Raw genomic sequence first — 14,336 nt, 5'->3', positions numbered from 1 at the left:
CCGGAAGCGCCGGTCTTACTCCTCTTCCTCGCTGGTCAGCGGCGTGCCCGCGTCGCGCTGGCGCTCACGCTGCGCGCTGCGCTCGGCATCCGCGTCGAACAAACGCTGCAGGTCGACCAGCGCGTCGCGGGTGCTCTGGATCAGCTTGGTCTCGTCGTCGTAGACCAGCGCCTGCTTCTTCAGCAGTTCCTCGTCGTAGCGGCGGAAGCGCTCGACCCGGTCGGCCGCCAGCTCGTGCGGCAGGCCCAGCGCCTCCAGCGTCTTGCGGGTCATCTTGAGACTGGAGTGGAAGGTCTCGCGGATCGGTTCCGCGACGCCCATGTCCATCAGCCGGAACACGTGCTGGCGGTTGCGCGCGCGGGCGATGATCTTCAGGTGCGGGTACTGCCGCCGCACCAGCCGCGCGGTGCGCAGGTTCGCCTCCGGGTCGTCGGTGGCCAGCACGAATACCTCGGCCTTGTCGGCCCGCGCCGCGCGCAGCAGCTCCGGCCGCGCCGGGTCGCCGAAGAACAGGTTGACGCTGCCGAAGCGGCGCGACTGGTCCACCTGGTCGGCCGAATGCTCCAGCGCCACGAACGGAATGTTCTGCGCGCGCAGCACGCGGGCGATGATCTGGCCGACCCGGCCGAAGCCGGCGATGATCACCCGCGGCGTGTCGGCCTCGATCGCATCGAACTCGCGCGTCGGCTTGTTCGGCCGCACGTTCAGCGCCTTCGCCGCCAGCACCACCAGCAATGGGGTCAGCGCCATCGACAAGGTGATCGCCAGCACCAGCGCGTCGCGCTGGGCCACGCCGATCAGGCCTTGCTCGGCCGCCTGGCGCAGCACCACGAACGCAAACTCGCCGCCGCAGGCCAGCAGCACCACCAGGCGCAGCGTGTCGGAACGGTTGAGCCCGCCCAGCAGCCGCCCCAGCGGCCACAGCAGCACGCTCTTCAGCAGCAGCAATGCGCCGACCAGGCCGAACATCAGCCCGGGCCGGTGCAACAGCAGCGACAGGTCCATCGACATGCCGACGCTGATGAAGAACAGCCCCAGCAGCAGGCCCTTGAACGGCTCGATGTTCGATTCCAGTTCGTGCCGGTACTCCGAATCGGCCAGCAGCATGCCGGCCAGGAACGCGCCCAGGGTGGCCGAGACGCCGGCCATCTCCATCAGCAGGGCCACGCCCATCACCACCAGCAGCGCGGTGGCGGTGAACACCTCCACCGAATCGGCCTTCGCCACGAAACGGAACACCGGGCGCAACAGGTAGCGGCCGCCGACGATCACCGCCACGATCACCCCGACCGTGCGCAGCACCGCGAACAGGTTGAAATCCTGCGCGGTGGAGGAAGCCAGCAACGGCACCGCGGCAATCAGCGGGATCGCCGCCAGGTCCTGGAACAGCAGGATCGAAAACACCTGGCGGCCATAAGCGGAACCGGCCTCCTTGCGCTCGGCCAGGATCTGCAGGCCGAACGCGGTGGAGGACAGCGCCAGGCTGCCGCCCACGATCACCGCGCCCTTGCCGGTAAGACCGAACAGGAAATAGCCCGCCGCGGCGATCGCCACGCTGGTCGCCAGCACCTGCAGCAGGCCGGTGCCGAACACCGAGCGGCGCATCACCCACAGGCGCTGCGGCGACAATTCCAGGCCGATCACGAACAGCATCAGCTCGACGCCGAACTCGGAAATCGTGGCGACCCCTTCGGTATCGCTGACCAGGCCCAGCAGCTGCGGCCCGATCGCCACGCCGGCGATCAGGTAACCGAGCACCGCGCCCAACCGGAAGCGCTTGGTCAGCGGCACCACGATCACGGTGGCGAGCAGGAACACCACCGCGGTCTGCAGGAAATGATGGCTGTCCACGCGCTGGGCGACTCCGGTCGGCGATGCCCGATTATTCCACGCGAAGGATGACCGCACGGCATCCCCGCAGCGTTTCCATGACGGGTTGCCGAAAAAGATCAGGCCCGCACGAGGCGGGCCTGATCTGCATGCAGAAGCGGCGTGCCGCTTACGGCTTTGGCGCGTCCTTCAGGCCGCGGTTCTCCAGCATCGGCTCGATCTCGGGATCGTGGCCGCGCCAGTCCTTGTACATCTTCGCCAGCTCCTCGGTGTTGCCGCGCGAGAGCACCATCGCGCGGAAGCGGTCGCCGTTCTCGCGGGTCAGGCCGCCGTGTTCCTTGAAGCCCACGAAAGCGTCGTCGGCCAGCATCTGCGTCCACAGGTAGGCGTAGTAGCCGGCGGCGTAGCCGTTGCCCCAGATGTGCTGGAAGTAGCTGGAGCGGTAGCGCGGCGGCACGTAGCCGAGGTCGATGCCGTCCTTCTTCAGCGCGGCGGCTTCGAACTGGTCGGCGTCCTGCAGCGGCGCATCGGCGCCGAGCATGTGCCAGTTCATGTCGAGCAGGGCGGCGGAGACCAGTTCGGTCATCTCGTAGCCCTTGTTGAACTTGCCGGCCTTCTTCATCTTGTCGACCAGCGCCTGCGGCATCGGCGCGCCGGTCTGGTAGTGCTTCGCGTAATGGGCGAACACCTTCGGATCGGTCGCCCAGTGCTCGTTGAACTGCGACGGGAACTCGACGAAGTCGCGTGCCGTGTTGGTGCCGGACAGGGTCGGGTACTGCTCGTCGGCGAAGATGCCGTGCAGCGCATGGCCGAACTCGTGGAACATGGTGATCACGTCGTCGAACGACAGCAGCGCCGGCTGGCCCGCGGCCGGCTTGCTGAAGTTGCACACGTTGAAGATCACCGGCTTGGTGCCCAGCAGCTTGGACTGGGTGACCAGGTTGTCCATCCAGGCGCCGCCGTTCTTGTTGTCGCGCTTGAAGTAGTCGGTATAGAACAGCGCCATCGAGCGGCCGTCCTTGTCGAACACCTCGAACACGCGCATGTCCGGCTGGTACACCGGGATGTCGTGGCGTTCCTTGAAGGTCAGCCCGTACAGCTGATTGGCGGCGTAAAACACGCCGTTCTGCAGCACGTCGTCAAGCTCGAAGTACGGCTTGATCTGGTTTTCGTCGAGGTCGAACTTCGCCTTGCGCACCTGCTCGGCGTAGAAATTCCAGTCCCACGGCTGCAGCTTGAAATCGCCGTGCTGTTTGTCGATCAGCGCCTGGATGTCGCCCGCCTCGACCTTCGCGCGGGCGGTGACCGCGGGCACCAGGTCTTGCATGAACTTCAACGCCGTCTGCGGCGTCTTCGCCATCTGGTCGTCCAGCTTCCACGCCGCGTAGTTCGGGAAGCCGAGCAGCTTGGCCTGCGTGGCGCGGATCTGCGCCAGCCGCTCGATCGTCTTGCGGGTATCGTTCGCGTCGCCCTTTTCGGCGCGGTTCCACGAGGCCTCGAACAGTGCCTGGCGGGTGGCGCGATCGGTGAGGTCCTGCAGCTCGGGCTGCTGGGTGGTGTTCTGCAGAGTCAGCACGTACTTGCCGTCCTGCTTGCGGTCCTTGCCGGCCTGGGCCGCCGCGGCAAGCTCGGCGTCGGACAGGCCGGCCAGCTTCGCCTTGTCGGCGATCACCGGCGCGGCGTCCTTGGTGGCGGCCAGCAGCTTGTTGGTGAACGCGGTGCTCAGCGTCGACTCTTCCTTGTTGAGGTCCTTCAGCTTCGCCTTGTCGGCGTCGGAGAGTTTCGCGCCGGCGTGCACGAAGTCCTTGTAGACCACCTCGACCAGGCGCGCCGACTCCGCATCGAGCTTGAGCGTGTCGCGCTGGTTGTAGACCGTCTCGACGCGCTGGAACAGCTTGCTGTCGAGATGGATCGCATCCTCGTGCGCGGCCAGTTTCGGCGCTTCCTCTTCCTGCACCTTCTGCAGCGTGTCGTTGGTGTTCGCGCCGGTGACCGCGTTGAACGCGGCCATCACGCGATGCAGCATGGCGCCGGATTTCTCCATCGCCACGTAGGTGTTCTCGAACGTGGGCGGTTCCGGGTTGTCCGCGATCTTCTCGATCTCGGCCAGGTGCTGTTTCATGCCCTCCTCGATCGCCGGTTGATAGTCGCCGTCATGAATCTTGTCGAACGGCGGCGCCTGGAACGGCAGCGTGCTGGCGGCGTAGAACGGGTTGCTGGTCATGTCGGTGGTGGCCGTTGCGGTACTGCTGGCGGACGCGGTCGAGGCCGCCGGTGCGGGCGGGTTGGCGGCCTCGTTCGGCGGCTGCGAGCAGGCAGCCAGGACCATCGTGGTGGCGATCACAATCATGCGCAGACGAAGCATCGGGTTCCCCAAGTGGTGTGCCCGTTGCCGGGTACGGAAGTCATAGCCGCCGACTGTACCGACAGCGCGGGTACTTTCCAAACGGCGCAGAATCCTGCGCTCAAGCCGCGCGCAGGTCGCGCAGCTGCCACGCCGCGCCGATCAGCAGGTACAGCCGATGGCGCACCACGCTCATCGGCAAGTCGGTGACCAGGTCCACGTCGGTACGCAAGTCGGCGACCCGGGCATTTACCTGCGCCGCCGGGTCGATGGCGCCGAGGCTGTCGTCCACCGCATCCGGATCGGGTTGCACCGCGCGCCAGCGCTGGAACAGGCCGTCGTCGCGCAAGGCCTGCTGCAGTGCCACGGCGAAATCGTTCGGGCCGGCGCCGTCGTACGCAAAGCGCGGATCGGCGCCGCGCGCGTGAGCCAGGTCGGCGATCGAAAGGTAGTAGTGGTTGCGGGCCATGTTGCCTCCGACGATGGGAACCGGTGCCTATCCAAGCACGACCGATGTGAAGGCCGACACCGCTGCCGCCAGCTCGCCAGCCGCCTGCGCCGGCGCCACTCCATGCGGCAGCACGCCCAGGCACGGCGCCGGCAGCAGTTCGCGCAGCGTGGCCAGGTTTTCCTCCGGCGCGTCCATCGCCGGATCGACCCGGTTGCCGATCCAGCCCAGCAAGTGACAGCCATCGGCCAGGATCGCGCGTGCGCTGAGCAGGGCATGGTTGAGGCAGCCCAGCCGCAGCCCGACCACCAGAATCACCGGCAATCGCCACTGCTTCGCAATGTCCGCCGCGAACAATCCCGGCGCCAGCGGCACCAGCCAGCCGCCCACGCCTTCGATCACCACGCGTTGATGGCCGGCGCTCAACCGGTCGAATGCCGCACGCATCGGCGCGAGAGAGATTTCCACGCCATCGTGCGCTGCCGCCAGATGCGGCGACAGCGGATCGCGCAGCGCCACCGGGTTGATCAGCGCATACGGCAGGTTTGCATCGCTGCTCGCCGCCTGCAGCGCCAGCGCATCATCGTTACGCAGGCCGTTCGCGGTTTCCACGCAGCCGCTGGCGACCGGCTTCATGCCGCAGGCGCTGTATCCCGCCGCACGCAGCGCGTGCAGCAGCGTACACGCCGCATGGGTCTTGCCGATGCCGGTGTCGGTGCCGGCGATGAACAGCGCAGCCGTTATGCCTGCGTGCTGCGCCGGTCGAAACGGTTCGCCACCACGGCGCCGCTGATTTTCGCGCTGTTCGGCTGGGCTCACAGCGCATCTCCGTCATGATCGCCCGGCGCATAATACGGGTTTTGCTGCCGGACACGCCGCATGTTCGAACTGAAAGCCCATACCTACGCCAGCAAGCGCGAGCACTACGAGGACCTGGTGCAGCAGGCGCGCGGCATCCTCGCCGGCGAGCGCGACCTGATCGCAAACGCGGCGAACTTCGGCGCGCTGGTCTACCACAGCCTGCCCCAGCTCAACTGGGCCGGCTTCTACCTGTACGACGGCACCGAGCTGGTGGTCGGCCCGTTCCAGGGCAAGCCGGCGTGCATCCGCATCGCGCTCGGCCGCGGCGTCTGCGGCACCGCCGCGCAGACGCGCGAAACCCAGCTCGTGCGCGACGTCAACGCGTTCGCCGGGCACATCGCCTGCGACGCCGCCTCGCAATCGGAAATCGTGGTGCCGCTGATCAAGCCCGACGGCAGCCTGCTCGGCGTGTGGGACGTGGACAGCCCGGTCACCGACCGCTTCGACGAAGACGACCGCGCCGGGATGGAAGCGCTGTGTGCGGTGTTCATGGAATCCGTGCGCGGTTGATCGCCCTGTCTCCGACGGGACAGTCCGTGTCGCGCCCGCACAAATTTCAGCGCTCGCGAGCCTGATGCGCGCCCTCGCGCGGCTGCTGCAACAAGGTCACCACCGCCTGGCGTGCCTCGTCCACGCCGGTGCCGGCGGACGACGAGAAGATCTGCGCGGTGGCGTGCAGGCCTTCGGCGGCGAACTGCTTGCGCAGCGCGGCCAACGCCTGGGTGGCCTGGCCGCGCGAGAGCTTGTCGGCCTTGGTCAGCAGCAGGTGGCAGGGCAGCTGGGTGGCGAAACAGAACTCCAGCATCATCCGGTCGAATTCCTTCAGCGGATGGCGGATGTCCACGATCAGCACCAGCCCGCGCAGGCTGCGGCGCTGGTGCAGGTAGGCGTCGATCTCCAGCTTCCAGTGCTCGCGCATTTCCAGCGGCACCTTCGCGTAGCCGTAGCCGGGCAGGTCGATCAGGCGCAGATCCAGCGTTGACTCGCCGGCGGTTGCGGCAGGCGGTCGCTCCTGCGCATCCTGCGCCCGCGACACTGGTACATCCCTGTACGGCGGCAGGCTGAACGCGACCATCTGCTGGGTGCGGCCGGGGGTCTTGGACGTGCGCGCCAACCCCTTGTGCCCGGTCAGCGCATTCAGCGCGCTGGACTTGCCGGCATTCGAGCGTCCGGCAAACGCCACCTCGGCGCCCTGGTCGGCAGGAAGCTGGCTGATGCGGTGGGCGGCGAGCACGAATTGCGCGCCCTGCAGGGGATTCGACATGGGGATGGTTTGACCAAGGTAGGGTGGCACGGGATAATTCTGAGGTTTCTGCCTGTTGCAGGCCGCATGGCCGCAATCCCTGGCAGTGTTCGCAAGTCTCTCGGGAGTCAAGTGTATGAGTTTTCGGTCCGCTGGTTTTCGACCCACGCTTCTCGGGTCTGCCCTGGCCCTTGTGCTGGCGCTGTCCGCCAACGCCGTGATGGCACAAGACGCCCAGCCGGAGACTGCCGCGCCAGCCGCCGCCAGCACTGCGGCAACACCCGCCAGCGCGGTCACGGCCCCGGCGGTTGCCGCCGCGGTGAAGCCCGGTGACGCCACCGCCGGCCAGGCCAAGGCCGCGGTCTGCGGCGCCTGCCACGGCATGGACGGCAATTCCGCCGACGCGCAGTACCCGAAGCTGGCCGGCCAGAGCGAGCAGTACATCGTGCGCCAGCTGACCAGCTTCAAGGCGGCCAAGCGGCAGAATCCGATCATGATGGGCATGGCCGCGCCGCTGTCCGAGCAGGACATGCACGACCTTGGCGCCTACTTCGCCAGCAAGACCGCGCTGCCCGGCGTGGCCGACCAGGCGCTGGTGGAGCACGGCCAGACGCTGTTCCGCCAAGGTGACGCCACGCGCGGCATTCCGGCTTGCATGGCCTGCCACAGCATCGACGGCCGCGGCAATCCGGGCGCGATGTACCCGCAGCTGACCAGCCAGCACGCGCAGTACATCGAAGCCACGCTGAAGGCCTGGCACGACGGCACCACCTGGGGCGACGACGCCCACTCGCAAGTCATGCCGGCGATCGCCAAGCAGCTGAGCGCCGACGACATCGCCGCCCTGGCCAGCTACATCGAGGGCCTGCACAGCGCCGACGGCCAGCCGGCCGCCACGCCCTGATCGAATCCGCGCCGACCGCAGTGTCGGCGCTGTCGTTTTGTGTTCCGTCTTTTCGAGGTCTGCCATGTTGAAGCGTCTGCCGTTCCTGTGTGCCGCCCTGCTCGCGCTTGCCGCCTGCAGCCATGACAGCGACACCAGCGGCACCGCCCAGCAGGCCGCGCCAGCCGTCACCAGCAGTGCCGAAGCCGCGCCGGCCGGCACCGCGACCAGCAGTGCCGCACCGGCAGCTGCCGGCAGCGCTGCGCCCGCCGCCGCCAGCACGGCTGCCGCCGCACCGGCCGCGACCACTCCCGGCGCGCCTGCTCCGGCCGTGGCCGCGGCGCCGTTCGTCGACAACGGCAAGTGGGTCGAGGGCAAGAACTACTTCCTGATCGATCCGGCGCAGCCGACCAGCCACCCCGGCAAGATCGAGGTGACCGAGGTGTTCTCCTACGGCTGCCCGGCCTGCAACGGCTTCCACTCCACCGCCGAGCAGATCGCCAGGAGCCTGCCGCCGGGCGCGGTGATGAACTACCTGGCCGCCTCGTTCCGCCCGGACGAGAACTGGCCGATGTACCAGCGCGCGTTCTACGCGGCGCAGGCGCTGGACCTGGTCGGGAAGACCCATGACGCGATGTTCGACGCGGTATGGAAGAGCGGCGAACTGTCCACCTACAACCTGAAAGCCAGCGGGCTGAAGCAGCATTCGGCATGGCCCACGATCGAGGACGCAGCGAAGTTCTACGCCAAGTACGGCGTCGATCCGAAGGAGTTCGTCGGCGTCGCCAACTCGTTCACCGTCAACACCAAGATGAAGCGCGCCGACGACCTGATGAAGGCCTACGGGGTGGACAGCACGCCGACCATGATCGTCAACGGCAAGTACCGTTTCACGGCAAGCTCCGCCGGCGGCTACGCGCAGTCGATCGAGTTGACCCAGTGGCTGGTGGCCAAGGAAGCCGCCGGCAAGTAAGCCGGTTCGGTTAATCTGATCCGCACGGCGACTCCACCGCCACCACGCGAAGAGAAACCCCATGTTCAAGCGATTCGCCCACCCGCGCGTACTCACCCTGCTCGCCGGCCTGCTGCTGGCCAGCGCCTGCACCGCGCAACCCGGTGCGCCGGCGCCGTACACCGAGGGCAACGAGTACGTCACCCTGCCCGCCCCATACCAGCGCTACAGCAGCGCGGGCAAGGTGGAAGTGGTCGAGGTGTTCTCCTACGGCTGCATCCACTGCGCGCAGTTCGCGCCGGCCGCCGAGGCGTTGCGCAAGCAGCTGCCGGCGGGCGTGGAATTGAAACTGGTGCCGGCACCGTTCAGCGCCGAGTGGCTGCCGTATGCGCGCGCGTACTACGCGGCGAAGCAGCTCGGCGTGGTCGAGCGCACCCATCTGAAACTGTTCGACGCCAAGTTCGCCCAGCACTACCCGATCAGTTCGATGGACGAGCTCGCCGACTTCTACGCCCGCGAGGGCGTCGACCGCGCCGAGTTCCTGCGCGTGGCCACGTCGCCCGAGGCCACCGCAAAGCTGAAGGAAGATCTCGCGTTGATCCAGAAGTGGCAGGTGGACGGCACCCCGACCATCGTGGTCAACGGCAAGTACCGCGTGGCCACGGTGCACTCGTTCGACGAGATGGTCGCGGTGACGCAATGGCTGGTCAAGCGCGAGCTGGCCGGCAAGTAAGCGCCGCACGCGGCGCCCGGCAACGCGGCTGGTGCACCATTCACGTCCGGTGGATCATGCTGGCCGCCGTGTCCGGCGCGTGAGCATGATCCATGATCGTGGGCGCCGGCATCCCCTTCCCGTGTAGTGTGTTGCAATGACCCGCGCCGCCACTTCCCAAGCCGCCCCTGCCGAGCGTCGCCTGCGCCTGCTGAGCTGCAACATCCTGGCTGGCGCCAGCGTGCAGCGCTACCGCGAATACGTCACCCGCAGCATCAACGCGGTGCTGCCGGGACGGCGCAAGATGGACAACCTCGACCGGCTCGCCGAGGTACTGTCGCAATTCGACGTGATCGGCCTGCAGGAGGCCGACGCCGGCAGCCTGCGCTCGGGCTTCCTCAACCAGACCCGCTACCTCGCCGAAACCGCCGGTCTGCCGTTCTGGAGCCACCAGCCGAACCGCGCGATGGTCAAGCTAGCACACTCGGCGAACGGCCTGATCAGCCGGCTGGAACCGCACTCGGTGCTGGACTACCCGCTGCCCAGCCGAATCCCCGGCCGCGGTGCGCTGCTGGCCCAATTCGGCGAAGGCGACAACGCGCTGGCGGTGATGATCGCGCACCTGTCGCTGAGCGCACCGGCGCGCGCGCGCCAGCTCGGCTTCATCGCGGAACTGCTGCAGGATTTCCCGCACGCCGTGCTGATGGGCGACCTCAACACCGAACCAGGCAGTGCCGAAATGCAGCAGCTGTTCGCCAAATCCACCCTGCAGCCACCGGCACAGGCGACGCCGACTTTCCCCAGCTGGAAGCCGCGGCGCGCGCTGGACCACATCCTCACCTCGCCGGCGATCCAGCTGGAGAAGACCTGGGCGCTGCCGCAGGCGTTCTCCGACCACCTGCCGCTGGCGGCGGAGATCCGGTTGCCGGCGCACGTCGGCGGCAAGGCCACGCCGAGGCACCGGCGATGACCTCGACGACATGGCAGCGGGCATGGCCATGGCTGTTGTTGCTGCTGGTGGCGCTGTTCACGGCGTGGTTGCGCTACGGCGTGATCGAACCCGCCACGATGGCGCAACAGTGCGGCGGCGGCCACGCGCCGTGGTGGTGCCGTTGGCGGCAGTGGCTGGTGCTGGGCTTCCTGCACGACGTCTACGGCATCGCGGCGCTGCTGGCGACGGCGCTGGCGTTGTTTTGGAAACGCATGGGACTGGCCTGGTTGGCCGCCGCGCTCGGCATCATCGCGCTGCAATTGTACTGTTTCGAGAGCGGCGCGCTGGCCGTGCTGATCGGCTGCCTACGCCTGCTGCGCCTGCAGGCGACGCGCGCGCCACCAGTCGACCAGCACCGGCACGGCCAGCAGCAGGTTCACTCCCAGCCATAGCCACGCCACCGCGGTGAGCCCGGCCTCCTGCACCAGCACGGTCGCCGCCAGCAGCGGCAGCCAGGGCGCGAGAAAACGTTCCTCCAGCAGCGGCATCGTCGATGCGCGCCGGTCGCCCAGCCAGCCGAGCAGCGCATAGCCGACGCACGGCAGCAGGAACAGGCCCAGCGGGAAATCCCGGTAACGGCCATCGACGACCAGCAGCAGCCCGTAGAACGCCAGCCCGAACAGCCAGCCCAGCCGCAGCCAGCGTGGCGGCGCGGTCGGCGCGGCCACGCCGGCCAGCCGCGCGGCGATCCAGCGCGCCAGCCGCAGCGCGGTGAACAAGGCCAGCGCGCAGGCGGCGAACGACACCGCCCATTCCCAGCCATCGCGGCAGGCGTACAGCATCTGCCGATACTGCCAGGCCAGCGCGCAGCCGCTGGCCGCACCGGCCAGCGCGAGTGCGCTCCAGCCGCGCCCGCCATGCCAGCGTCGCCGCCAGGCGCCGACCAACGCAAACAGCGCGGCACCACCCGCGCCGGCGAGCCAGCCGGCCCACCAGCGCGGTTCCTCGGTCACCGGCCCCTGCATCGCGAACTTCGGCCGTGCCTGCACGTCGAAGATGCCCCAGTAGCCGCCCACGGTGCCTTCCTGCGCGCGTTTCCACGGCTGGTCGAACGCCTCGATCACGTTGTACGGCATGTGCACGGTAGCCGCGTAGCGCAGGAATTCGCGCAGGTAGCGCGCCTCGTTGACCACGCTGGCGCTGGCCGCCTGGCGCGGCCGCCCGGCGCTGGGCCAGCCGGTCTCGCCGATCATCACGCGCCGGCCGGGAAACGCCTGCTGCACCTGCGCGTACACCGCCGCCACATGCTGCACGGCGCGTTCGGGCGGCACCGGCTGGTCTTCCCAGTACGGCAAGATATGGATGGTCAGGTAATCCACCGAACCGGCCAGCTCGGGATGACGCAGCCAGAACTCCCACACGTCGGCATACGTCACCGGTACGTGGACCGCCGCGCGCACCTGGCCCAGGTAGCCGGCCAGTTGCGCCGACGACAGCTCGCCACGCAGCAGCACCTCGTTGCCCACGATCACCCCGCGCAGCACCTGCGGGTATTTGTTCGCGGTGGCGATGCCCAGCGCGACCTGCTGCGCGTTCGCCTTCGCGTCGCCGCCCAGCCAGATGCCCAGCAGCACCTTCATGCCGTAGCGCTCGGCGATCCCGGGCACCGCGCTGAGACCTTGCCCCTGCGAGTACGTGCGCACACAGTCGAAGCGCTGCGACAACGCGCGCAGGTCCGCGTCGATGCGTTCGGGGCTGATGTAGGCGTTCGCATCCAGCGGCGTCTCGCCGGCCTGGCGGAACGGCGCGTACGAGACGCAGGCGATCCGTGCCGACGGCGCATCCGGCAGCGCCACCGGCCGGCCGATCGCCCACCACCAGGTCGCCCCGGCCAGCGCCGCCAGCAGCAACACCATCCAGGCCAACCCGTTTCGACGAAAAGCGGGCGAAGCTGCTGACGACATGCCGATCCCGGAGAGGCTGAAGATGAAGCGTGCCAGCTTAGCAGGCGCGTCCACACTCACCGAATCGCGACAAGCCGGCCCGGACCATCGACTACACTGCCAGTGATCCATTGCAGGAGTTCCCATGTCTGTTTCCGCTTCATCGCGGCGTGTTCCGCTGGCCTGGCTGCTACTGGCCGCCGGCTGGCTGCTGACCAGTGCGATGGCGCACGCCGCCGAACCCGACGCCGCCCAGCGCGCCGCCTTCAAACAGGCCTATGCCGCCGCCCAGCAAGGCGGCGACGGCTGGCAATCGCTGGCCAGCGGCCTGCGCGGCTACCCGCTGTATCCGTATCTGCAGGCCGCGGCGCTGCAACACGACATCCAGCAGACCGATCGCGCCAGCGTGGAGGCATACCTCGCGCAATACCCGGACTGGATTCCTGCCGCCGACCTGCGCCGCGCGTTCCTGTTGGAACTGGCGCGCCGACAGGATTGGGGCACCTTCCTCGCGCTGTACCAGCCCGGCCTCGGCGACACGCTGGCCTGCGACGCCTTGCAGGCGCGCCTGGCCGGCGGCGCCACCCTGGATTTCGAGTCGAATCTGGCCGGCTTGTGGGCCAAGCCGAACCTGCCCGACGCCTGCGACCCGGTGCTGGCCGCCGCGCACGACCAGGGCCTGCTGACCGCCGCGCGCTTGTGGACGCGGATCGACCGCGCCGCCGACGCCGGCCAGGCCAGCACCATCGCCAACCTCACCGGCTGGTTGCCGGCAGCCGAGCGCGCCACTGCGCAGCAACTGGCACTGGCGCTGCGCGACCCGGCCGCCGCACTGGCGGCCGCGTCCGACTGGCCCGACGGCACACGCCAGCGGCAGGCCGCCACGCTGGCGCTGACCCGGCTGGCCCGGCGCCAGACCAGCAGCGCCGATACGGCCTGGCAGAAGCTGCAATCACGCTTCCATTTCAGCGAAGCGCAACGCAACCGGATCCTGCAGACCCTGGCGCTGTACCACGCTACCGATTTCGACGACGGCGCACTGGCCCGGCTGATCGCCCTGCCCGCCGCCGCGCAGACTGACGGCACCCGCGAATGGCGGGTGCGCGTGGCGCTGGCGCAGCAGGACTGGAGCGCGGTGCTGGCCGGCCTCGACGCGATGCCCGCCGGCCAGCAGCAGGACGGCGAATGGCAGTACTTCCGCGCCCGCGCGCTGACCGCGCTGGGCCATGACGACGAGGCCCGCCAGCTGTTCGAGGCCCAGGCCGACAAACCCACGTTCTTCGGCTTCCTGTCCGCCGACCGGCTCGACCAGCCGTACGCGATCTGCCCGTTGACCCTGGCCGACGACCCGCAGCGCGAACAGTCCCTGTTGGCCAACCCCGGCCTGCTGCGCGCGTTCGAGCTGTACGCCGTGGACCTGCCGAAGCTGGCCCGGCGCGAGTGGACACGCGCGCTGCAGGATGCCGACCCGGCCACTCAACGAATGGCCGCCGACATGGCCAACCGCCGCGGCTGGTACGACCGCGCCGTGTTCACCATGAGCAGCGGCGACGCACTGCGGCTGTACGACCTGCGCTTCCCGCTGGCCAGCCAGGACGGCCTGGTGCCGCAGGCCGGGCAGGCCGGGATCGAGCCGGCCTGGGCCTACGGCATCCTGCGCGCGGAAAGCGCCTGGATGAGCGATGCGCAATCCGGCGCCGACGCGCGCGGCCTGATGCAGCTGCTGCCGGCCACCGCCGCACTGGTGGCGAAGCGCAACGGCCTCGACTGGGGCGGCGGCGACACGCTGTACGACCCGGTCATCAACATCGCGCTGGGCACGCGCTACCTGGCGCAGATGGCTGCGCGTTTCAACGGCTCSCCGTGGCTGGCCAGCGCCGCCTACAACGCCGGCCCGAACAAGGTCGACCAGTGGCTGGCCGCGCGCGGCACGCTGGCGCCGGACCTGTTCGTCGCCACCATCCCGTTCAAGGAAACCCGCGAGTACGTGGCGCGGGTGATGGCGTTCAGCGTGATCTACGATTGGCGCTTGAGCGGCGACACGGTGGTGCCGCTGGCCACCCGCATGGGCCCGATCGGCCAGCCGTACGCACTGCCGACCGCCGCGACGGCGCGCCGTGCGGTCGCCTGTCCCGCCGCCGAGGCGGTGCCGGCCGTCGCCGGCAGCGTCTCGCCCTGAGACCGACCCA

General features: G+C 68.8%; 13 protein-coding genes. 7 read left to right on the top strand and 6 right to left on the bottom strand.

The window, feature by feature from the left end:
• Window positions 1-15: 15 nt before the first annotated feature.
• From ASG75_RS14485 to bioD, 4 genes are all read right to left on the bottom strand, one after another.
• Complete coding sequence (locus tag ASG75_RS14485) at window positions 16-1,851, bottom strand: monovalent cation:proton antiporter-2 (CPA2) family protein (protein ID WP_056391055.1); 1,836 nt, start codon at window positions 1,849-1,851, stop codon at window positions 16-18.
• A gap of 148 nt (window positions 1,852-1,999) precedes the next feature.
• Complete coding sequence (gene dcp, locus ASG75_RS14480) at window positions 2,000-4,195, bottom strand: peptidyl-dipeptidase Dcp (RefSeq protein ID WP_056391052.1); 2,196 nt, start codon at window positions 4,193-4,195, stop codon at window positions 2,000-2,002.
• Between the two features lie 100 nt (window positions 4,196-4,295).
• The gene (locus ASG75_RS14475) at window positions 4,296-4,643 is read right to left on the bottom strand and encodes a hypothetical protein (RefSeq protein ID WP_056391049.1); all 348 of its coding nucleotides are present in this window, start codon (window positions 4,641-4,643) and stop codon (window positions 4,296-4,298) included.
• A 27-nt stretch (window positions 4,644-4,670) separates the two neighbouring features.
• The gene (bioD, locus tag ASG75_RS14470) at window positions 4,671-5,366 is read right to left on the bottom strand and encodes a dethiobiotin synthase (protein WP_056391379.1); all 696 of its coding nucleotides are present in this window, start codon (window positions 5,364-5,366) and stop codon (window positions 4,671-4,673) included.
• Between the two features lie 135 nt (window positions 5,367-5,501).
• Here bioD and ASG75_RS14465 point away from each other — a divergent pair, with 135 nt between their 5' ends.
• Window positions 5,502-5,993, top strand: coding sequence for a GAF domain-containing protein (locus tag ASG75_RS14465; RefSeq protein ID WP_056391045.1), 492 nt, complete (start codon window positions 5,502-5,504; stop codon window positions 5,991-5,993).
• 46 nt (window positions 5,994-6,039) lie between these two features.
• Here the strand turns inward: ASG75_RS14465 and ASG75_RS14460 are convergent, their stop codons facing one another.
• Window positions 6,040-6,747: a GTP-binding protein gene (locus tag ASG75_RS14460; RefSeq protein ID WP_056391042.1), complete on the bottom strand. Its 708-nt coding sequence runs from the start codon at window positions 6,745-6,747 to the stop codon at window positions 6,040-6,042.
• 115 nt (window positions 6,748-6,862) lie between these two features.
• On the opposite strand from ASG75_RS14460, the gene ASG75_RS14455 reads away from it, so the two are divergent.
• The 5 genes from ASG75_RS14455 (at window position 6,863) to ASG75_RS14435 (ending at window position 10,656) form a co-directional block, all read left to right on the top strand.
• Window positions 6,863-7,630, top strand: a complete 768-nt coding sequence (locus ASG75_RS14455) for a c-type cytochrome (RefSeq protein ID WP_056391039.1) — start codon at window positions 6,863-6,865, stop codon at window positions 7,628-7,630.
• 64 nt (window positions 7,631-7,694) lie between these two features.
• On the top strand, window positions 7,695-8,582 hold the full coding sequence (locus ASG75_RS14450) for a thiol:disulfide interchange protein DsbA/DsbL (RefSeq protein ID WP_056391036.1): 888 nt from the start codon (window positions 7,695-7,697) through the stop codon (window positions 8,580-8,582).
• 61 nt (window positions 8,583-8,643) lie between these two features.
• The gene (locus tag ASG75_RS14445; RefSeq protein WP_056391034.1) at window positions 8,644-9,294 is read left to right on the top strand and encodes a thiol:disulfide interchange protein DsbA/DsbL; all 651 of its coding nucleotides are present in this window, start codon (window positions 8,644-8,646) and stop codon (window positions 9,292-9,294) included.
• 136 nt (window positions 9,295-9,430) lie between these two features.
• The gene (locus ASG75_RS14440) at window positions 9,431-10,243 is read left to right on the top strand and encodes an endonuclease/exonuclease/phosphatase family protein (RefSeq protein ID WP_056391030.1); all 813 of its coding nucleotides are present in this window, start codon (window positions 9,431-9,433) and stop codon (window positions 10,241-10,243) included.
• On the top strand, window positions 10,240-10,656 hold the full coding sequence (locus ASG75_RS14435) for a hypothetical protein (protein ID WP_056391028.1): 417 nt from the start codon (window positions 10,240-10,242) through the stop codon (window positions 10,654-10,656). Before ASG75_RS14440 ends, ASG75_RS14435 begins: the two co-directional genes overlap by 4 nt.
• On the opposite strand, the gene ASG75_RS14430 is transcribed toward ASG75_RS14435, so the two are convergent.
• Window positions 10,570-12,120 (bottom strand): glycoside hydrolase family 17, encoded by a 1,551-nt coding sequence (locus ASG75_RS14430; protein ID WP_235580247.1) that lies wholly within the window; start codon window positions 12,118-12,120, stop codon window positions 10,570-10,572. The genes ASG75_RS14435 and ASG75_RS14430 overlap by 87 nt on opposite strands.
• Before the next feature lie 172 nt (window positions 12,121-12,292).
• Here ASG75_RS14430 and ASG75_RS14425 point away from each other — a divergent pair, with 172 nt between their 5' ends.
• Window positions 12,293-14,326, top strand: a complete 2,034-nt coding sequence (locus tag ASG75_RS14425; protein ID WP_056391022.1) for a transglycosylase SLT domain-containing protein — start codon at window positions 12,293-12,295, stop codon at window positions 14,324-14,326.
• Window positions 14,327-14,336: the final 10 nt, after the last annotated feature.

The organism is Rhodanobacter sp. Soil772 (assembly GCF_001428385.1).
GTDB lineage: Bacteria > Pseudomonadota > Gammaproteobacteria > Xanthomonadales > Rhodanobacteraceae > Rhodanobacter.
The sequence above is the reverse complement of the archived record's forward strand: the minus strand, read 5'-3'. Positions and strand labels throughout refer to the sequence as shown.